Raw genomic sequence first — 19,069 nt, forward strand, 5'->3', positions numbered from 1 at the left:
ACCATGCGTACAATCACCACAGGCCCCACACTGCAATCGGGAACCAGCCACCAATCAGCCGCTTAACTAACGTCTATGGGCAGTACAGCTAGGCGATCCAGCTTGGTAACGACGAAGGTATCCCCCGCTCGGCATGCGGCCAAGGCGTCGCGTAGGCCGGCACGATTCTTGTTGGTGCCGGTAAACCCATGATCAACATAGATGCGTTCCGAGGTGACGCCCAGGGCTGCTAGGGCATCACGCTGCGCGGTGAGGTCTTGCTCTTCCGTGGACACGCGTGCATAGCCGATGATGATCTCAGACATGCAGATCAGTGTGTCGCATAGGGACCCGTCACCGGACGACTCGCCGGACGGGTCTTACGGGACGGTGATGGCTTGGCGTGTGAAGTTTGGCGATGAATGGCGGCGTTCTGTGATCGCTCGGTGGCGCACTCCCGGCCACAGCGGGGCCCCGCGCTGACACGTGCGAATACTGGTCCAGCGTGTGAGCCTCGGGCGCGGGGAGGGTGCGTGGTGGTTTAGTGTCCGGCGCCGAGCTTGCCGGACATGCGGTTGCGCATGTTTTGGCTGGCCTCGTTGAGGCCGATGACCTCGACGTTCTTGCCGTAGTGGCGGTACTTGTCCTCCACGGAATCTAGTGCGGCGATGGTCGAGGCATCCCACAGGTGTGAGGTCGTCAGGTCGATGACGATGCGCTGAGGGTCCTCGGCGTACTCGAACTGGGTGTAGAGGTCGTTGGAGGAGGCCCAGAACAGTTCCCCGTCCACGGTGTACCGAGCTACGGCCTGCTCGCCCTCGCCCTTGACGGTGCGCGTGACGGTGGCGAAGTGCGCGACCCTGCGGGCGAAGAGCACCATCGCGGTGAGCACCCCGAGCCCGACGCCGACGGCTAGGTTGTGGGTGGCGACGGTCGCGATGACGGTGACTACCATGACGATGGTCTCGGACTTGGGCATCATTTTCAGCGTTGAGGGACGGACGGAGTGCCAGTCGAAGGTGGCGATCGACACGAAGATCATCACCGCGACCAGGGCGGCCATCGGGATCAGCGCCACTACCTCCCCGAGGGACACGGCCAACACCAGGACTAAGACGCCGGCCAGGAAGGTGGAAATCCGGGTGCGGGCCCCGGAGGCCTTGACGTTGATCATGGTCTGCCCGACCATCGCGCAGCCGCCCATTCCGCCGAAGAAGCCGCTGATGATGTTCGCCGCGCCCTGGCCCCAGGACTCGCGGACCTTGTTCGAGCGGGTGTCGGTGATGTCATCGACCAGCTTGGCCGTCATCAGGGATTCCAGCAGCCCGACGAGGGCCATGCCCAGTGCGTAGGGGGCGACGATCTGGAAGGTCTCCAGGGTGAAGGGCACGTCAGGCAGGAACAGGGTGGGCAGGGCGTCGGGCAGCTGACCCTTGTCCCCGACGGTGGGCACGTTGAGTGCGAAGACCAGGGCCAGAGCGGTGACAACGATGATCGAGATCAGCGGGGCTGGGACGACCGTGGTGATCCGTGGCAGCAGGTAGATGATCGCCAGGCCGGCGGCGGTGAGCGGGTAGACCAGCCACGGGACGCCGATCAGGTCTGGTAGCTGGGAGGTGAAGATCAAGATGCCCAAGGCGTTGACGAAGCCGACCATCACCGACCGGGGGATGAAGCGCATCAGCTTGCCCACCCCGAGCACCCCGAGGATCACCTGGAAGACACCGGCAAGGATGACCGCGACGAGGAAGTAGTCCAGCCCGTGCGAGGCCATCAGCGGGGCGATCACCAGAGCGGTGGCCGCGGTGGCCGCAGAAATCATCGCCGGCCGCCCACCCAGGAAGGCGATGGACATGGCCATCGTGGCGGCAGCGAACAGACCCACCTGCGGGTCCACCCCGGCGATCAGCGAGAACGCGATGGCCTCAGGGATCAACGCCAGCGCGACGATCAGGCCGGCCAGCACCTCGGTCTTCAGCCAGCGCGGGCGCTTCAGGGTCGCCAGGACGGATTGGCGTTCTTCGGGGGTGGCATTCGCCGGCGGGGCGGTGTGGATTGTGGTGGACACGCAGGTCTCCCATCAGGTCGTGAACAAGAAGGACCCCGGCCTTACGAGGCAGCCCGGCCGCCCAAGGGGCGGGGCATCAGGTAGTCACCGGGAAAAGTTTCGACACTAACTCTACCCTAACGTGAGGGTAGAGTCTGGCTGCTGGCCCACCTCGCTCCGCCAGCGGGGGGGCAGGTTTAGTCGTGGACGCGGTCCTGCAGGGCGTCGATGAGCTCGTCGGCTTGGCGCAGTTTGCGGGCCATCTTCTCCCGGGCCACCCGGACCCTTTCCAAGTACGCGGCAGTGGCCTCGACCGGTTCCTTGGCCTCCAGAATGGCGAGGATCTCGGCGGTCTCCTCCAGGCTGAATCCCAGCGGAGTGATCCGCCGGACGTAGTTGAGCCGCTCGACGTCGGCCTGGGTGTAGAGCCGAAATCCGCCCTCACTGCGGGCCGAGGGCGGCGCCAGCCCTACATTGTCGTAGTGGCGGATAGTGCGCATCGACAGCCCGGTGCGTTCGGCGACCTCACCGATCTGCATCGTGTCCATGTCTTGCTCCTGCGCTTGCCCCACTGCTTCACCCTTCCACTAGCCCTTGCTCGCCATGACGCCTGAACGCAGGCGCCCGCGTTCTGCCGCCCGGCAAGCAGGCACCAACTCTACCGCTACGTCACAGTCGCGCTCAGAGTCGGCCCCAGATTACGTCGACGCGGATAGTTCAAGGCGAAAGCGCTTCGCGCCAAGCAATCGCCGCCCTTCCACAAGGTGGCAAGCTGGTGGCGCCTCAAGAATCTACAGCTTTACGCGACGCCGCGTTTGGTGACTACGGCGCCGGCACGAGCTGGGTCGACGGGAGGCCCATGGTGTCTCGTAAAGTCGTCGCACCGCGTTCTGTCTCAGACCTTCCGGTGAATGTGCTTTATGAGGCATGATGTCGTCATGAGACTTCTGGGGTACACGCGGGTGTCGACGGCGGGGCAGGACCCGGCGCTGCAGCTTGACGCTCTTCTTGCGGCAGGGGTGCAGAAGCGGGATGTGTTCTCGGACGTAACGTCCGGGGCGAAGAGCGCGGCGGAGCGTCCGGGCATGAAGAAGCTCCTGGCCTATGCGGAGCCTGAGGACACGGTGGTGGTCTGGCGGATCGATCGACTGGGCCGGTCGCTCATCGATGTGCTCAACACCGTGAACCTGCTCCGGGATCGCGGCGTGAAGATCCGGTCGGTCTCCGACGGGATCGATCCTGAGACGTCGTCGGGTCGGCTCATGCTCGGTATGCTGGCAACGCTAGCGGAGTACGAACGCGAGCTGATCACCGAGCGTGTCAACGCGGGGATCGCAGCAGCCCGCGCTCAGGGCACGAAGTTCGGCCGGCCGCCCGTGAATCCCGAGGTCGTGGATCGCAAACTGGCGATCGCTGCCGAAGAGAGAGCGAAGGGTTGCACCGCTGAGGGGGCGGCGCGCCTGGTGGGGTGGTCTCGGGCGACGCTGTACCGCCACCAGCGGGACGCTGCCGCTCGCGAGAGCATCGCGCAGGCGTGACATGGACGGGTCGCAGAAGTGGAAGATTCTGCGGCTCCACGTCGAAGACGGCATCCCGCTGGCGAGTCTCGCGCGGGAGGCCGGGGTGGGAGAGCGAACGCTCTCGCGTTGGCACAGCCTCTACCGGGCTGGTGGCATCTCGGCTCTTGAGCGGGCACAGCGCGCCGATGCTGGCGTGCGGCGCACCGCGCCTGAGCTGGTGGCTTTCGTGGAGCACCTGGCTCTGACCAAGCCCCGCCCCAGCATCGCGACACTGCACCGCCTGACCGCAGCCGAGGCCGCACGAAGAAGCGTGAGTACGCCGAGCTACGCGACGGTGCGGTCGATCGTGCAGGCACTGGATCCCGGGATGGTGACGCTCGCTCTCGAGGGGCCAGCATCCTACCGGGACCGCCATGAGCTCGTCTTCCGCCACCGCGCTGAGCGTCCCAATGCCCTGTGGCAGGTCGACCACACCGAGCTCGACATCCTCATCAAGGACCCCAGCGGGAGACCATCCAGGCCGTGGCTGACCACGGTCATGGATGACTACTCGCGGGCGATCTGCGGGTACATGGTCTTCGAGGGCGCGCCCTCGGCGATGAACACCGCGCTGGCGTTGCGCCAAGCGATCTGGCCCAAGAGTGACCCCGCCTGGCCGATCTGCGGCATCCCAGACGTCCTCTACGTCGACCACGGCAGCGACTTCACCAGCCATCACCTCGAGTACACCGCGATCGCGTTGAAGATCCGAATCATCCACTCCACGGTCGCCCGCCCCCAGGGAAGAGGAAAGATCGAGCGGTTCTTCCACACCGTCAACACCGAACTGCTCGCGACCCTGCCCGGGCGCCTCACCCCTGGAAACCCACATCCAGTGCCGGTGCTGGTCCTTCCTGGTCTCGACCGGGCCGTCGGGGAGTTCGTCGGCCAGTACAACCAGCGCACGCACACCGCGATCCGCACGAGCCCAAAGGCGGCCTGGATCGCTGAGGGATGGCTGCCGCGACTACCCGAGAGTCTCGAGGAGCTCGACGGGCTGCTTCTGCGGGTCTCCAAGCATCGCACCGTCCAGCGCGACGGGATCCACTTCCAAGGCCAGCGCTACCTCTCGCCCACGCTCGCCTCGTTCGTCGGACGCACGGTCACCATCCGCTACGACCCCCGGGACCTGTCCGAGATCCGTGTCCACGACCACGACACCTTCGTGTGCACAGCGATCGACGAAGCCCACCCCAACCAGCGCTACAGCCTCCACGACATCGAAACCGCCCGACGAGCCCGCCGCCGGCAGCTACGCAAGGACATCAACGACCGCATCCCCACGACTCCACGACCCCCTTACGATGCGCCCACGCCGCCCGCTCCCGCGCGACGGCCCAGGAAGCGCCTGAAGACCTACGAAGAGGACGAGTAGATGAACCGCGACTTCATCGTCACCAAGGAACACCGCCGCTTCACCGAGTTCGCCGGCACCATCCGCAAGGACGTCACCATCGGCATCTGCCACGGCGAGGCCGGCGTCGGCAAGACGCAGTCCGCCCGCCGGTACGCCCACTGGGACACCCTCGAACCCTTCATCCAGGCCTGGGGGCCACGCAGCGAGGCCGACCTAAAGCACTACGCCGCCGCCCACCGCTCCCGCACCGTGTTCTACACCCCCGAGGTCCTCGCCAAGCACCGCGATCTCATGCGCGATATCGAGTTCTACCGCGGGAAGGTCGGAGTCCTGATCTACGAGCACCTCTGCGCGATCGGGAAGATCACGACCACCGACGTTCCCCGCACCATCGACTTCACCGAACTGATCATCATCGACGAGGCCGAACGACTCACGCCGACCTCACTCGAACTCCTCCGAGACCTCCACGACCGCCACCACGTCGCCCTCATGTTCATCGGGATGCCCGGCATCGACCAACGCTTCCGCCACTACCCCCAGCTCTACAGTCGCCTCGGGTTCTCCCACCGCTACCGCGCCCTCGCACGCGAAGAACTACTTTTCGTCCTGACCCGCCACTGGAAACGCCTCGGCCGCACCCTCGACCCCGACGACTTCACCGACGCCCAAGCCATCGCCGCGATCGAACGCATCACCAGAGGCAACTTCCGCCTCCTCGAACGCCTCTTCCCCCAAATCGGACGCGTCCTGAAGATCAACCAACTCGACACCATCACCGACGACGTCATCGAAGCAGCCGCCAGCACCCTCATCACCAGCTAACGCCACCAGAAGCACGCCATTCACCGATCAACTCCACAGGCTTGGCGCTCTCGGTAGCTATTGTTTCGAGCTGTCGTTTCCGGTGAAGGACCGGCTTACGAGACGGTGGACACCGCTGTCTCCCGGAACCGATTTAGGGGCTTGAGCGTATGAGTGTGGAGCATCTCAGGTGTTCACATCGCGGGTTGTTTGGCTGACAACGCTAGAGAGCGCTGAGCTTCCTAGCGTATTTCTGGTATCTGACCCTAGCGCCAACCCCTGTACCGATCTTGGGCCGGCGGTCAAGGAATGGAACACTAGTAGCCATACAACACCGTAGCCAAATGCATTCGGTGTGCATTTCCGGTGAGCCCACCAGGAACCCCTCACCGCCCCACGAAAATGCAGCGAAAGCTCCGGATAAGAGGCCAGAAGCTAAACCTAAGTGGCAGCAACTCCGCGACGATACATCTCCACCGTCTCCTTATCGTGATCGTCTATCCCTTCATTTCGTTCGATCGCTGAATACCAGGTGCGAGCCAACTCGAAAACTTCGATGAAGGCGTTAGCCTTTCCAACGGCTTCTTCAGTGCCACTGATAGCGAGTAGTGGCCAAATCCACCCCATGCCTAAATTCGAAATCAGATCATAGGCTACGCCGCCCACCGCATAAGTCTCCAAGAGCTGAAAACCTGTCAGAGAGGTCGTTCCGTCGAATAGTCGGAAGTATTCATTCTCGCCGGGCGCATCGTGCGAAAAAGCCGCGCGCCAGAGCACGGCGTAGGCACTTCTGGGAAGGCTCTGCACAGGGAACGCGCCGTCTGCTGCGAGGGACCTCATCCTATGGAGCAATTCAGCTCGGTACTTCGAGTCATCAACGAGACGCTGCGCCGAATCGTCCGGCCACAGCCGCACAATCTCGTTCCAGGAGTATTCCGCCGTGCGACCCCAACCTCGAACGCGCTCGCCCACATCGCCGTCTACGTTCCCAGCTCGCACTTCTCTGACGAAGTCTGGTCCCGACAGCTCGTCCATCTCAACGAGAAGGCTTACCCAACTCGAGCCGACCTTATCCAAGTTACTTTTATGAAATCGAATAAATTCGTCAAATGAGTACGGTGCCGAAACAGCCTCGTCAGACGCAATACGGCTTGCCGGTAACTCCGTCGGATTAAGTGCTTCACCGGGAGCGCCGACCACTTCCAACAGGTGCGACATTCCAAGGTACATAGTCATCGCCTGATCAACCTGAGCAAAACGGTGGAGGTGGTCCAAGTTAAGCTCCCGACTGTCGAGCGAAATTCCGCGCGAAGCCACATGTTCAGCCTTCTCACCCGTCCTTCGATCTGAGTGGATTATGCCGTTGCGAAAGTTCTTGATGGCGAGATAGTCCTCGAGTATTTCCGTGTCCACTGCTCCGCCGATCCGTCCTTCCAAATACGATCGCAGCGATTCCACCTTCTTTTTGTTATTTTGACCATTGGGTTTGAGATAATCCTTCAGTTTCGAATCGCCCGTGCGCTCATGTTCCTGGTTGATTGCGTTCTCGACATTCCCGACCAACATCACAGCATGCAGGCGAGCGAGGGTGGCATCCAAGATCTTCGGATAGTGATATTCGAGAGGGTGTCGCAGTAGAGATCGGCGAACCGTCTGCAAGAAGATCATGTCGTCGGAGTAGCTGTCAGTGAACTCAGGAATTGTCGCGGTCATACGCCCAGACTCTCAGAAGTTGCCACTCGCGTGGCCATTCCCTGTTGCAGTTGGTCGAGAGATTAGAGCGCAATTGTCCAATCCGCCGAGTTCACGTTCATCTGGTAGATAGCCCGATGATTGGCTGCATTGGGCGGTTTCGTCCGGAGTTTAGAGGAGCAAAACCACAAGCTGTAGGGCGGATAATGGCATTCTATACAGCCTTCGTTGTGCCGCAGAGTGTCTATTCGGCTGTCAAGCCGCGAATACCGTCCCGTTGAGCCCTCGGCTATTGAGGCGCAGGAGGCGAGGATTCGCAGAGTCGAATTCACTCCTTGTTGTTGCGGCGTTCCTTGGACGCCCGAAGGAAGCGTTCTTGGTAGGCAGAATAGGCATCTGCATGGCGAGCGTGTTCCTCAGGTGTGGTCGAAGGAGGGAGCTCAACCGGGGGCATGTAGCGGTCAATAGCATCGATTTTGAGCGGATACCCGAACTCGTCTTTCATTGCCATTCAACAACGATAGGCCTTATTCAACACGAGAACAGTTGCCTCCCATGGGGTTCCCGCTGAGGGACTCGCTGTCAGCCTTTTCCTCCACGGTTCTTTGCTGGCACGTGATCAGGGAAATCTTCTGCTCCGATACCGCCAGCGCCATAGAAGGCTTCTACGAAAAGGCGAGCTTCCTCGACGAGCTCTTCGGAGGACATTCGCGAAACGTCGTTGGAATCGGTGCCCGTTATGCCGACAGTAAAGCCGTAAGTTCCCCCAGCTGGACCATTCAGCCAAGCAAAGTCATAGCTGAGGCTCCCGCTTGGTTGGTACCTTTCGCTGATGCGGAACAGCTCGTGGTCAATCGCGACTTCAAAGTTGTCCATGTGGCGACTTTAGTCTGATTCCGGAAGGACCATCAGGTCTCGGCTGCCGTCAGTAGGTAGCGTCCGGCGGTGGATCAGCCGAGAGATCCCGGCCGGCCACGCTCGCAAGCTGGCGTCCCGACGAGGGTTCCGCTTGCGGCGTCACTCCACTCGACCTACGGTTATGGAATGCTTGTTGTTGGGTCCATTGTCATTCGTGTGAGCGACCTGCAAGAGCAGATTCAATTTTGGTCTGATGCTCTCAATTACACTGTGCGAGAGCCGATTGATGATGACTTCGCACTGTTATTCCCCACCGATGGAATAGGTCCGAATGTCTCCCTCGACGCGCACCGCTCTGAGCGGATATTGCCACCTCGCATTCATCTGGACTTGTACGCGGAGGACCAGGCGGCCGAAGTTCACCGACTTACTGTTCTCGGTGCCACCAAGGTGGATTGGGGTCGATGCCCCGACGATGAAGATTACGTCATCATGCAAGACCCCGAGGGAAACCGGTTCTGCGTCATTGAGGCGGCCGAGTGGTCGGGCTGGAGAAGTTGGCGGACAACAACCAATAGCTGAGAGCTGCCGGTCACGTCACTCCGGGATGCCCATTTGGGGTTCCCTCTCGCGACTAATTCGCTTCCCTACTCAGCATCCCGCGTCATATGCGCGGCGCCCCACCACATCAGGCGCCACTCGCCGTCTTCATTCGGCGCAGCCGCACGCCCATCGCTCCCCTCACGCACCCACCTCATCTCTGGAGAGCCGGGCGTGCCGTTGACGACGACGTGAAGGCGAACGGTGCAGATCGCGGCGGCGCTGTGCACCAGCGACTTGAGGGAGTAGTCATCCAGCGAGTGCCCTTGATAGTCCAACCGCACGTCTCCAGGGCCGACTGTCTGGCCCAGAGTCGTGATCACCTGGGCCATGTGTCCGTAGTTCTTCCGCTTCCAGGCGTCGAGGTATCTAGTAGACGCCACATAGACCGGGTGAGCGGCGAGTGATGCGTGATCATCTGAGGTCAGGGCAATGGGCACGAACTCCGCCAGTGCAGCTTTCGTCTCGGTGTTGGCAGCAAGTTGAGTTGCGAGGTCTTTCCACGTCGGGTCGGGCGGCTTCGCTGTCTCTTGCTCTTGGGCCTCCAAGGAGCGCGCCCAGTCCGCCACGGCGAAGAGTCGATTCCAGGCTTTGGTCGCGACGACGCTGCTGTTGTAGTTGGTCAGCATCCCGTGCACGATGCCGTTGCGGTACAACTCATAGACTGGCTCGTCGTTGCGTCCCTTGCTGGACTTGGCGAAGGTCGCATGCGCTGCACTGAGTCCCAAGTGGTGGCCCACAACGCTGTCCCAGGCGTCCATCTCCTGCGGCTCGCGGGCATGCAGACCTTTGCGGCAGGCCGGATTGAGGTCGTTCACGAAGCCATCCATGACGCTGAGCAAGACGTGGACTACGGCGTAGTAGCGCTGAGCTTGGTAATCCTCCAGCGCCGACCTCAGCAGATGCATGCGTGCGCGTAAATCAGGGTGCACATTGAGTCGTCGCACCAGATGAGACAGGCGATCCTTGTCCTGGTACCAAGCGATGAAGGCTTGCTCCGCACGCTCCGGATCGTCCTGGTGATTGGCCACAAGGCCGGCCAGGTCATCGACCGGCAGGTCGTCATGGAAGACCCAATGTCGAGGACCGAGGAGTACGTAGAAGGCGTCAACAGTGCTCGTGATGCGGTCCAGTTGGGCTGAGACGTCTGTCAGCAGGTGACGCTGTTCCTTAGAGATGAGGAACTTGAACCGCCGCAGTCCTGCCAGTTGCAACTCCATCTCTTTGAACTTCGGCAAGTCGCGCGCCGACCCATACGCCATGCTGGCCTCCTCTTCCTCGTCCATTCTCGCTGCTGAGGTATCGGCGGGGGCTCTACGTGTCAGGGTGAGTTGAGCCCAGAACGGGATCCCTGACCGGTCACCGTTCCGGTTACGGAGCAGTCGCTTCGATCTTTAGCAACGGGACGAGATCCGTCAGGCTACGCAGAGTCATCGGCTGACCGGCATCCTCCCGGTCAAGGTGTATGGCTTGAAGGCCTGCGGCTCGTGCCCCTTCGATATCCACACGGAAGTTGTCACCGACGTAAAGTACCTGGCTTGGGGAAATCCCCATCTTCTCGCACGGCAAGATGAATGCTGAACTTGTGGGTTTAGCATGGCCCATTTGTTCAGAACTGAAGAATAGATCGAGGAGGGGTTCGATGCCGATCCTTTTGATCTTCTTCGCTTGTTGCTCGTGGTTGCCGTTGGTGATGACGCCGACCGTGGTACCGGAACTTCTTAGCAGCTCCAGGGTCGGCACGGCGTCTGGAAACGCAGTCCATGCTTCCTCATAACTTCGCAGGTAAATGGCGAACACTTCGTCAAGCTCAGTGGCGCCAACCGGACCCGGATGCCCTATCAGGGGAAGGAACTGGCGGAGTCGTTCGCGGCGCTGTGCATGAAAACTGAGCTCACCTGATAGGAAAAGATCGTAGTTGGCCTGTTCAATCTCAAACCACGAATTCGAAAGATCAGGTGTCAGCTCGACGCCAAAACTCCGAACGAATGTATCCAAGCCACCACGTGCTGATGTCAGATGGTCGAACAGAGTGTTGTCCAGATCGAATAGAACGGCTCGAAATTCCATGCACTCAGACTAGCCGTCGTCGCAATTCACTCATCTGTGTTGCCTTCTTTCAACATTCCTAGCCAGCCGTCCCGCAAGCCGTTGCCCAAACAGACACGGAATCGTTGTGCAGAAGACTCCGGGCTTCCTTGTAGTCGTCTTCGAAAAACGACACCGGGGCAATATCCGCACTCTCATGGAGCACCGGGAGGAGCGGCCGGCTGCAAGCCCGGGAACTCGGGGCGTGATCCTGCACCTGACCAGGGCTGGAAACCAGAAGGTCCCGTTGCTTCACCGCGGGAAAGGAGCAGGGCAGTCGGCGGGGCGTTGCTATAGCGGAACGACGCCGGTGGAACGGTCCCATACATTGGTGGCGGCCGCCGTCAGGAATGCGGTGCCTACCATGTGCAGCAGGACGACCGCGATGGGCAGTCCGAGGAAGAACTGGGTGTATCCGATGGCGCCCTGGGCCAGTACGGCAACGACCAGGAAGAGGTAGCCGCGCTTCAGGGCCCGCGCCGCATGGGTGCGGTAGACCAGATACAGGCCCAGCAGGGTTGCGATGACCAGGAGGTACACGGGGACCACATGGATGCGGGTCACGAGGTACAAGTTGAAGCCGTGCCGGGGTGAGGAGGGATCCCCCGCGTGGGGGCCCGAGCCGGTGACCACGGTTCCCAGGATCAGGGCCAGGGCCGAGGTGATGGCGATGGTCCAGCCCAGTGAGCGCATCGTTCCGGTGAGGGGGCCGGGGGCCACCAGTTCTTCACCGCGCGATTCCCTCCCGGTGCGGTTGACCAGCAGTGTTGCCACGGCCACCAAGGCGATCGACGCCAGGAAGTGGAAGCTGACGACCCAGGGGTTCAAATCCGTCAATACGGTGATCCCGCCGATGACGGCTTGGATCGGGATGAAGCACAGCAGGGCGATGGAGAGCCAGAACACGGTGCGGTGGGTGCGTCGTATGCGCCAGATGGAGACGATCATGGCAATCGCCACGGCGGCCAGGACGAACGTCAGCAGTCGGTTGCCGAATTCGATCAACCCATGGATTCCCATTTCGGGGGTCGGGGTCATCGTCCCCGGCATGCAGTTGGGCCACTGCGAACAGCCGAGTCCGGAAGCGGTCAGTCGGACGGCGCCGCCGGAGACGATCAGGATTGATTGGGTGATCAGGGAGGCGATCGCCAACCGGTGGATGCCTCGGCCGATGGATAGCGGGAGATGGTTGTATCCACGGGAGTAGGTGGTCTGAACCGCGCGGGTGCCGCGCCCCAACGCCGGCGGTAGCCGGTCGGTCCAGTGGTTGGCGACGGGGGTTGTCATGTTGTCTTTCTCCATTCGGGACGCGGGGCGACTGGCTGTGCGCGCGTCAATTCCATTTGAACCAGCGGGTGGCGGCGAATCCTGCGGCAATCGTCCAGGCGAGCAGGATCAGGATGGCCCCCATGTTCATGGTCCCACTGATGAGGGTCTCACGCAGTGCATCGCCGAGCGCCGACGAGGGCAACACGGCAACAATGTCGGACAGCATCCCGGGAAGGCGGCTGCCCGGAATGAGGATCCCGCCTCCTGCTGCCAGGAGGATCCACGCCAGGTTCGTGATCGCCAAGGTTGCTTCAGGCCGAACGGTACCGGCAATCAGCAGGCCCAGTGAGGTGAAGGCAGCGGCACCGAGTATCAACAGCAGGACGCCCAGGGGAATGCCTGCCGGTTCCGGGCGCCACCCCAGGAACAGCGCCACCCCACCAATCAGGACGACCTGGACCACCAGTACGGCCAACACGGCCAGGGCCTTGCCGAAGATCAACCCGGCTCGTCCCAAGGGGGTCGTGGCCAGGAAGCGCAGGACACCGTATCTCCGGTCGAACCCGGTGGAGATGCCCTGGCCGGTGAAGGCGGTGGACATGACGCACAACGCCAGCACGCCGGGGGCGGCGGCATCGATGCGGTGTTCGGCAACGCCATCGAGGATGCTGGTGAACGTCAACCCGAACAGTGCCAGCAGGGGCAGGGCGACCGCCAGGACCAGCTGTTCGCCATTGCCGAGCATGGCGCGGGTTTCGTAGCCACCGTGGCGGACGACGCGCGTGGTCAGACTGGCGGCATTGGACCGGCGGGCACCGGTGGTCGGGGCTTCGGGCAGGGGCGAGGGCGTCGGGTCAGCCACGGGTGCCTCCTTGGGCGATATCCAGGAAGACGTCTTCAAGGTTCTTCGGTTCCATGCTGATCGAGGTCGGCAGGACTCCCTGTTCAGACCACCAGGAGGTGATTTCCGTCAACCCGGCGGGGGAGTGGAGCCCCTCGACGCGGTAGCGGCCCGCCGCCTCCTCGATGAGTGATCCGGCGTCGTGTAGCCGGGGGATCGGCAGGCCGGGGTCGGCCGTGAAATGGAGGGTACGGCTCTCCGTCGCCGAAGTGGCCTCGGCTGTCAGATCCGCGACGGTGCCTTGGGCGACGTTGCGGCCGTTGTCGATGATGTAGACGTAGTCGGACAGGCGCTGGGCGTCTTCCATCAGATGCGTCGTCAGGACGATGCACAAGCCCCGTTCGCGCAGCTCTTCGATCAGTTCGAAGACTGTTTGGCGTGATTGCGGGTCCAGGCCTGCACTGGGTTCGTCCATGAACACGACTTCGGGATTTCCGACGAGGGAGGCTGCCAAGGCGACGCGCTGGCGTTGCCCGCCTGAGAGGCGCCGGATGGTGGTGTGCGCGAAGGAGTCGATGCCAAGGCGTTTGGCCAGGGCATCGACGTCGACCGGGCGGTCATACATCCGGGCGACGTGGCGCAGGAGGGTCATGGGCTTGACCGAAGGGGGTAGGCCGCCGTCCTGGAGCATGACGCCCACCCGGGAGCGCAGTGCGCTTCCTCCGGAGGCCGGATCGGTACCCAGCAGGCGGACGGTGCCGCCGTCGGGAAGGAGCAGTCCCTGGGCGCAGGCGAGCGTGGTGGATTTGCCGGCGCCATTGGATCCGAGCAACGTCGTCACCGCGCCACGATGTGCTGTCAGTGAGATACCGTTGAGGACCCGGACCATACGGCCATCGAGTGCGGCAACCGGGCCGAAGTCCTTACGGAGGGACTCGACGACGAGACTGGGTTCTGTAGTTGTCACCCGAGCATTCTACGTTACGTAGAGAAGGGCGCGGGCAGAGGGTCCGGAGCGCCGGTATTTGCGCTCTGCGGGAACTAAGTCACACCTTACTGGCGCACTCGACCGCATTAGGTCATGATTGTGTTGTGTATTCATCTCAGCTGCCCTCTCAGGAAGCGACCGCTACGTCGGCCGCTAACCCGGTGGCGCCCGAACCCGAGGAACGGACTCGCGACCGCGTGTTGCAGGCCGTCCTGCACCAGGGGCCGGTCAGCGCTGCGGAACTCGGGGAAAGCCTCGGCTTCACCCCGGCTGCGGTCCGCCGCCACTTGGATGCCTTGAGTCGTGATGGCTTGGTCGAGGTCAAACTCGTCGCCAACCAGCCGGCCGGGGCAGGGCGTCCCGCCCGACGTTATGTGCTCAGCCGCCATGGCCAGTCGACGCGTGGCAACGACTACCTCGACATCGCGACCTCGGCCTTGACCGATCTGGCCGACGTGGCCGGCGAGGAAGCGGTCACCGCCTTCGCGCAACGCCGCTTCGCGGAAATGGAGCGGCGATACCGTCCCATCGTCGAAGCGGCCGGCGACTCCCTGGAGGACCGGGCCGAAGCGCTTTCCGGGGCACTCAGCGGCGACGGGTTCGTTGCGTCGACGCGCGCCGTGGGATTCAACCAACCGGCGGCGATGCTGCAGAGCATCCAGCTGTGCCAGGGACATTGCCCCATTCAGGATCTGGCCCGGGAGTTCCCGGTGTTCTGTGATGAAGAAACCAAAGTTTTTGCCCGCCTTTTGGGTGTCGACGTCCGCCGACTGTCGACGTTAGCCTCGGGTGGACACGTTTGTACGACCCACATTCCGCTGGGTCGCAACCAGACTCCTCAGCAAGCTGAGAAGAGAACACGAGTCAAACTGACAAAGCAGGAAAGGCCGAGATGACGGATCAGATGGCACAGGAGACCGCCGACCCCGGTGTGCTCTCCGAGATTCTGGAAAAGAATCCGGAGCTCGAGGGGATCGGGAACTACGAGTATGGCTGGTCGGATAAGAACGACGCCGGCGCAAACGCGCGCCGTGGCCTGAACGAGGAAGTCGTTCGCGACATCTCGCAAAAGAAGAGCGAGCCCGAATGGATGCTGAACATGCGTCTGAAGGGCTTGAAGTACTTCGGTCGCAAGCCGATGCCTACCTGGGGTGCAGACCTCTCGGGCATCGACTTCGATAACATCAAGTACTTCGTGCGCTCCACCGAGAAGCAGGCCACGAGCTGGGAGGACCTCCCGGAAGACATCCGCAACACGTACGACAAGCTCGGCATCCCGGAAGCGGAGAAGAACCGCCTCGTCTCGGGTGTCGCCGCACAGTACGAGTCCGAGGTCGTCTACCACCAGCTCCGTGAGGATCTGGAAAAGCAGGGTGTCATCTTCCTGGACACCGATACGGCGCTGAAGGAACACGAGGATGTCTTCAAGGAGCACTTCGGCTCAGTCATCCCCGTGGGCGACAACAAGTTCGGTTCGCTGAACACCGCGGTCTGGTCGGGCGGTTCCTTCGTGTACGTGCCCAAGGGTGTACACGTTGATATCCCGCTGCAGGCCTACTTCCGCATCAACACGGAAAACATGGGTCAGTTCGAACGCACGCTGATCATTGCGGACGAGGATTCCTACGTCCACTACATCGAAGGCTGCACGGCACCGATCTACGATTCGGATTCGCTGCACTCGGCGGTCGTGGAGATCATCGTGAAGAAGGGCGCCCGCGTCCGTTACACGACGATCCAGAACTGGTCGAACAACGTGTACAACCTGGTCACCAAGCGCGCGATCTGCGAAGAGGGCGCCACCATGGAGTGGATCGATGGCAACATCGGCTCCAAGGTCACCATGAAGTACCCGGCCGTCTACCTGGTCGGCGAGCATGCCAAGGGCGAGACCCTTTCCATCGCCTTCGCCGGCGAAGGACAGCACCAGGACACTGGTTCGAAGATGGTGCACATCGCACCGAACACGTCCTCGACGATCGTGGCGAAGTCGGTGGCGCGCAACGGCGGCCGTTCGGCCTACCGAGGGTTGGTCCAGGTGCGCGAAGGCGCCAAGGGATCGCGTAACTCGGTGGAGTGCGACGCGCTGTTGGTCGACCAGATCTCCCGTTCGGACACGTACCCGTACATTGACGTCCGCGAAGACGACGTCACCATGGGCCACGAGGCAACCGTCTCGCGTGTTTCCGAGGAGCAGCTGTTCTACCTCATGTCCCGCGGCATGGCCGAGGATGAGGCAATGGCGATGATCGTACGCGGTTTCGTCGAGCCGATCTCCCGGGAGCTTCCAATGGAATACGCGCTCGAACTGAACCGCCTCATTGAACTGCAGATGGAAGGAGGCGTCGGTTAATCATGACTGATACCGCAACAGAAACCACTGGCAAGGAATCACGCTACGGCGTGCCCGCCATCGCTGGATTCACCGAAGAGGGCGAGAATCTCTCCCCACTGAATGAGGACAGCTCGCCGCTGGGCGGTGATGCCAGCAAGGCGCACAGCCACGGCGGTGGAGCGGGAGTGCCCGACTCTTCCCGAGCCGGCCGTCTAACCAGCTACAAGCTGGAGGACTTCAAGGCGCTGACGGGTCGCGAGGAAGACTGGCGCTTCACACCGCTCAAGCGCCTGGGTGGACTCCATAAGAAGGCTCCCACCGGTGCCGCTCCGACGCTGGCCACCGAGCTCAGCGATGGCGCGACCTTGGAAACCGTGGGCATGGACGACGCTCGCGTCGGTTCCGCCGGCATTCCCGAGGACCGCGTCTCCGCCAACGGGTGGAACGCAGCCGCAGAGGCCTCCGTGCTGACCATCGGCGCCAACGCCGAGGACGTGAAAGCCACCCTCACCTATACCGGTGCGGGTATGGAAGCGTCGGCCCAGCACCTGGTCGTCGTCGCGGAGCCAAACTCCCGCGGTCTCGTCGTCATCGACCACGTAGGCAGCGCCGTCCTGATTGAGAACATCGAGTTCGATGTCCAAGAAGGCGCAGAGTTGACCGTTGTCAGCGTGCAGGCTTGGGAAGACGATGCCATCCACGCAGGTTCGCAGCAGGCCAAGGTGGGCGAGAATGCGAAGATCAAGCACATCGTTGTCACCTTCGGCGGTGATCTTGTGCGCCTGACGCCGTCGGCGCGATTCGCTGGCACCGGTGCCAAGGTGGAGATGTTTGGACTGTACTTCGCCGATCCGGGCCAGCATCTGGAACACCGTTTGTTCGTCGATCACTCCACGCCCCACTGCACTTCCAACGTCCTCTACAAGGGGGCGCTGCAGGGCAAGGACGCACACACTGTGTGGGTGGGCGACGTGCTCATCCGCGCGGCGGCAGAAGGCACGGACTCCTATGAGGCCAACCGCAACCTGGTCCTCACCGATGGTTCCCGGGCTGATTCGGTCCCGAACCTGGAGATCGAGACCGGCAACATCGCCGGTGCCGGACACGCCAGCACCACCGGTCGTTTCGACGACGAGCACCTGTTCTACCTCCAGTCCCGCGGAATCGACGAAAAGACGGCTCGCCGTCTCGTCGTGCGCGGCTTCCTCAACGAGGTCATTCAGCAGATCGGCGTCGAGGAGTTGCAGGAACGCTTGAACGAAACGGTTGAGGCAGAACTCGCCGCGACCGATAACTAGGCCTTTGGCCTTTTTCCCCCCCCAGTGAACCTCGCCGGCCAGTCCGGCATGTCAGAGAACGGACACCAATGTCTACCCTGGAAATCAAGGACCTGCACGTATCGATCGATACGGAGCAGGACAGCAAGGAAATCCTCAAGGGCGTGAGCCTCACCATCAAGACCGGTGAAACGCACGCCATCATGGGCCCGAACGGTTCGGGCAAGTCAACCCTGGCCTCCACGATCGCGGGCCACCCGCGCTACAACGTCACCTCGGGCACCATCACGCTCGACGGCGACGACGTGTTGGCCATGAGCGTCGACAAGCGTGCTCGCGCCGGCCTCTTCCTGGCCATGCAGTACCCGGTCGAGGTACCCGGCGTGAGCATGACGAACTTCCTCCGGACGGCCAAGACCGCCATCGAGGGCGAAGCCCCGAGCCTGCGTCACTGGACCAAGGACGTCAAGGCGGCTATGGCCAACTTGAAGATCGATCCGGAGTTCGCCAGCCGTAACGTCAACGAAGGCTTCTCCGGTGGTGAGAAGAAGCGAGTCGAGATCCTGCAGCTCGAGCTCTTCAAGCCCAAGTTCGCCGTCCTCGACGAGACCGACTCCGGCCTCGACGTCGATGCGCTGAAGGTCGTTGCCGATGGCGTGAACCGCGCCGCGGAGGGCAGCGAGATGGGCACCATGCTCATCACCCACTACACGCGGATCCTGCGCTACATCAAGCCGGACTTCGTCCACGTGTTCGTTGATGGCCGTATCGCCGAACAGGGCGGTCCGGACCTTGCCGACCGTCTCGAGGAAGAGGGCTACGACCGCTTCCTCCCCGTCGGGGCGTAGTCATGAGCACCACCGACGAAGCAAGTGGCTCGACCCACACTCCGCTGGAGGACGTCGAGGAAGCATTGAAGGACGTTATCGACCCTGAACTCGGGGTGAATATCGTTGACTTGGGCTTGCTCTACGGCCTGCAGTATGCCGATGACGGTGCGCTGCTCATTGACATGACGCTGACTTCGGCGGCCTGCCCGCTCACCGACATCATCGAGGAGCAGGTTGGCCAGGCGATGAGCAGTGTCGTTGACGAGCACCGACTGACATGGGTCTGGATGCCACCGTGGGGACCTGAGAAGATCACCGACGATGGACGCGACCAGATGCGTGCGCTCGGCTTCAACATCTAGTTAGAGCACCGGATCCTGTTGATGGCTTCCCAGGAAGCCTTCAACAGAACACCACGATGAGGCTCCCACCGCTTTTAGCGGTGGGAGCCTCATTGTTTAAAGGGATATATTCGCTGACTCCCTGGCAGGCAGCCGTGCTTCCAACGCTCGACTCAGAAGGGTGGTTCTTCCGGGGGCTTTTTT

General features: G+C 62.1%; 19 protein-coding genes and 1 pseudogene. 9 read left to right on the top strand and 11 right to left on the bottom strand.

What is annotated here, in order from left to right:
* Positions 1–86: 86 nt before the first annotated feature.
* The 3 genes and pseudogenes from ACT3S2_RS14805 to ACT3S2_RS14815 form a co-directional block, all read right to left on the bottom strand.
* Positions 87–305: pseudogene (locus ACT3S2_RS14805) on the bottom strand (recombinase family protein); the annotation flags it as partial.
* A 215-nt stretch (positions 306–520) separates the two neighbouring features.
* Complete coding sequence (locus ACT3S2_RS14810; RefSeq protein ID WP_055085098.1) at positions 521–2,047, bottom strand: SulP family inorganic anion transporter; 1,527 nt, start codon at positions 2,045–2,047, stop codon at positions 521–523.
* Positions 2,048–2,223: 176 nt separating this feature from the next.
* Positions 2,224–2,574 (bottom strand): MerR family transcriptional regulator, encoded by a 351-nt coding sequence (locus tag ACT3S2_RS14815; RefSeq protein ID WP_019160177.1) that lies wholly within the window; start codon positions 2,572–2,574, stop codon positions 2,224–2,226.
* Between the two features lie 390 nt (positions 2,575–2,964).
* Between ACT3S2_RS14815 and ACT3S2_RS14820 the strand changes: the two genes are divergently transcribed.
* From ACT3S2_RS14820 to ACT3S2_RS14830, 3 genes are read left to right on the top strand one after another with little or no spacing between them, the layout of a single operon-like run.
* A complete protein-coding gene (locus ACT3S2_RS14820; protein ID WP_114384512.1) occupies positions 2,965–3,564 on the top strand; it encodes a recombinase family protein in 600 nt (199 codons plus the stop codon).
* Between the two features lies 1 nt (position 3,565).
* The gene (locus ACT3S2_RS14825; protein ID WP_444555610.1) at positions 3,566–4,960 is read left to right on the top strand and encodes a Mu transposase C-terminal domain-containing protein; all 1,395 of its coding nucleotides are present in this window, start codon (positions 3,566–3,568) and stop codon (positions 4,958–4,960) included.
* On the top strand, positions 4,961–5,767 hold the full coding sequence (locus tag ACT3S2_RS14830; RefSeq protein WP_444555611.1) for an AAA family ATPase: 807 nt from the start codon (positions 4,961–4,963) through the stop codon (positions 5,765–5,767).
* Between the two features lie 420 nt (positions 5,768–6,187).
* Here ACT3S2_RS14830 and ACT3S2_RS14835 read toward each other — a convergent pair whose 3' ends face one another.
* The 3 genes from ACT3S2_RS14835 to ACT3S2_RS14845 form a co-directional block, all read right to left on the bottom strand.
* Positions 6,188–7,459, bottom strand: a complete 1,272-nt coding sequence (locus ACT3S2_RS14835) for a hypothetical protein (protein ID WP_444555612.1) — start codon at positions 7,457–7,459, stop codon at positions 6,188–6,190.
* Positions 7,460–7,766: 307 nt separating this feature from the next.
* Positions 7,767–7,949: a hypothetical protein gene (locus ACT3S2_RS14840; RefSeq protein WP_444555613.1), complete on the bottom strand. Its 183-nt coding sequence runs from the start codon at positions 7,947–7,949 to the stop codon at positions 7,767–7,769.
* A gap of 71 nt (positions 7,950–8,020) precedes the next feature.
* Positions 8,021–8,314, bottom strand: a complete 294-nt coding sequence (locus ACT3S2_RS14845; RefSeq protein WP_444555614.1) for a hypothetical protein — start codon at positions 8,312–8,314, stop codon at positions 8,021–8,023.
* Between the two features lie 168 nt (positions 8,315–8,482).
* Between ACT3S2_RS14845 and ACT3S2_RS14850 the strand changes: the two genes are divergently transcribed.
* On the top strand, positions 8,483–8,878 hold the full coding sequence (locus ACT3S2_RS14850) for a VOC family protein (protein ID WP_444555615.1): 396 nt from the start codon (positions 8,483–8,485) through the stop codon (positions 8,876–8,878).
* Positions 8,879–8,943: 65 nt separating this feature from the next.
* Here the strand turns inward: ACT3S2_RS14850 and ACT3S2_RS14855 are convergent, their stop codons facing one another.
* From ACT3S2_RS14855 to ACT3S2_RS14875, 5 genes are all read right to left on the bottom strand, one after another.
* Entirely contained in the window at positions 8,944–10,182 is a 1,239-nt protein-coding gene (locus ACT3S2_RS14855; protein WP_444555616.1) for a hypothetical protein, read from the bottom strand.
* Between the two features lie 85 nt (positions 10,183–10,267).
* Complete coding sequence (locus ACT3S2_RS14860; RefSeq protein ID WP_444555617.1) at positions 10,268–10,966, bottom strand: HAD family hydrolase; 699 nt, start codon at positions 10,964–10,966, stop codon at positions 10,268–10,270.
* 309 nt (positions 10,967–11,275) lie between these two features.
* On the bottom strand, positions 11,276–12,271 hold the full coding sequence (locus ACT3S2_RS14865) for a COX15/CtaA family protein (RefSeq protein ID WP_444555618.1): 996 nt from the start codon (positions 12,269–12,271) through the stop codon (positions 11,276–11,278).
* A gap of 46 nt (positions 12,272–12,317) precedes the next feature.
* Positions 12,318–13,115 carry an ABC transporter permease gene (locus ACT3S2_RS14870; protein ID WP_444555619.1) on the bottom strand — a complete coding sequence of 266 codons (798 nt, stop codon included), beginning with the start codon at positions 13,113–13,115 and terminating at the stop codon, positions 12,318–12,320.
* Positions 13,108–14,061, bottom strand: coding sequence for an ABC transporter ATP-binding protein (locus tag ACT3S2_RS14875; RefSeq protein WP_444555620.1), 954 nt, complete (start codon positions 14,059–14,061; stop codon positions 13,108–13,110). Before ACT3S2_RS14875 ends, ACT3S2_RS14870 begins: the two co-directional genes overlap by 8 nt.
* 182 nt (positions 14,062–14,243) lie before the next feature.
* Between ACT3S2_RS14875 and ACT3S2_RS14880 the strand changes: the two genes are divergently transcribed.
* The 5 genes from ACT3S2_RS14880 (at position 14,244) to ACT3S2_RS14900 (ending at position 18,886) form a co-directional block, all read left to right on the top strand.
* Positions 14,244–14,978, top strand: a complete 735-nt coding sequence (locus ACT3S2_RS14880) for a helix-turn-helix transcriptional regulator (RefSeq protein ID WP_444555621.1) — start codon at positions 14,244–14,246, stop codon at positions 14,976–14,978.
* The gene (gene sufB / locus ACT3S2_RS14885; protein ID WP_444555622.1) at positions 14,975–16,435 is read left to right on the top strand and encodes a Fe-S cluster assembly protein SufB; all 1,461 of its coding nucleotides are present in this window, start codon (positions 14,975–14,977) and stop codon (positions 16,433–16,435) included. The genes ACT3S2_RS14880 and sufB overlap by 4 nt, the downstream gene beginning before the upstream one ends.
* Before the next feature lie 2 nt (positions 16,436–16,437).
* Positions 16,438–17,715: a Fe-S cluster assembly protein SufD gene (sufD, locus tag ACT3S2_RS14890; protein WP_444555623.1), complete on the top strand. Its 1,278-nt coding sequence runs from the start codon at positions 16,438–16,440 to the stop codon at positions 17,713–17,715.
* Positions 17,716–17,783: 68 nt separating this feature from the next.
* On the top strand, positions 17,784–18,542 hold the full coding sequence (gene sufC, locus ACT3S2_RS14895) for a Fe-S cluster assembly ATPase SufC (protein ID WP_444561858.1): 759 nt from the start codon (positions 17,784–17,786) through the stop codon (positions 18,540–18,542).
* Between the two features lie 2 nt (positions 18,543–18,544).
* Positions 18,545–18,886, top strand: coding sequence for a metal-sulfur cluster assembly factor (locus ACT3S2_RS14900; RefSeq protein WP_444555625.1), 342 nt, complete (start codon positions 18,545–18,547; stop codon positions 18,884–18,886).
* Positions 18,887–19,069 lie beyond the last annotated feature (183 nt).

The organism is Arthrobacter sp. AOP36-A1-22 (genome assembly GCF_052377615.1).
GTDB lineage: Bacteria > Actinomycetota > Actinomycetes > Actinomycetales > Micrococcaceae > Arthrobacter_H.

Coding starts and splice junctions, on each gene's coding strand:
- ACT3S2_RS14815 (WP_019160177.1), bottom strand. CDS start 2,574: ATGGACACGATGCAGATCGGTGAGGTCGCCGAACGCACCGGGCTGTCG.
- ACT3S2_RS14820 (WP_114384512.1), top strand. CDS start 2,965: ATGAGACTTCTGGGGTACACGCGGGTGTCGACGGCGGGGCAGGACCCG.
- ACT3S2_RS14825 (WP_444555610.1), top strand. CDS start 3,566: ATGGACGGGTCGCAGAAGTGGAAGATTCTGCGGCTCCACGTCGAAGAC.
- ACT3S2_RS14830 (WP_444555611.1), top strand. CDS start 4,961: ATGAACCGCGACTTCATCGTCACCAAGGAACACCGCCGCTTCACCGAG.
- ACT3S2_RS14835 (WP_444555612.1), bottom strand. CDS start 7,459: ATGACCGCGACAATTCCTGAGTTCACTGACAGCTACTCCGACGACATG.
- ACT3S2_RS14840 (WP_444555613.1), bottom strand. CDS start 7,949: ATGGCAATGAAAGACGAGTTCGGGTATCCGCTCAAAATCGATGCTATT.
- ACT3S2_RS14845 (WP_444555614.1), bottom strand. CDS start 8,314: ATGGACAACTTTGAAGTCGCGATTGACCACGAGCTGTTCCGCATCAGC.
- ACT3S2_RS14850 (WP_444555615.1), top strand. CDS start 8,483: ATGCTTGTTGTTGGGTCCATTGTCATTCGTGTGAGCGACCTGCAAGAG.
- ACT3S2_RS14855 (WP_444555616.1), bottom strand. CDS start 10,182: ATGGACGAGGAAGAGGAGGCCAGCATGGCGTATGGGTCGGCGCGCGAC.
- ACT3S2_RS14860 (WP_444555617.1), bottom strand. CDS start 10,966: ATGGAATTTCGAGCCGTTCTATTCGATCTGGACAACACTCTGTTCGAC.
- ACT3S2_RS14865 (WP_444555618.1), bottom strand. CDS start 12,271: ATGACAACCCCCGTCGCCAACCACTGGACCGACCGGCTACCGCCGGCG.
- sufB (WP_444555622.1), top strand. CDS start 14,975: ATGACGGATCAGATGGCACAGGAGACCGCCGACCCCGGTGTGCTCTCC.
- sufD (WP_444555623.1), top strand. CDS start 16,438: ATGACTGATACCGCAACAGAAACCACTGGCAAGGAATCACGCTACGGC.
- sufC (WP_444561858.1), top strand. CDS start 17,784: ATGTCTACCCTGGAAATCAAGGACCTGCACGTATCGATCGATACGGAG.
- ACT3S2_RS14900 (WP_444555625.1), top strand. CDS start 18,545: ATGAGCACCACCGACGAAGCAAGTGGCTCGACCCACACTCCGCTGGAG.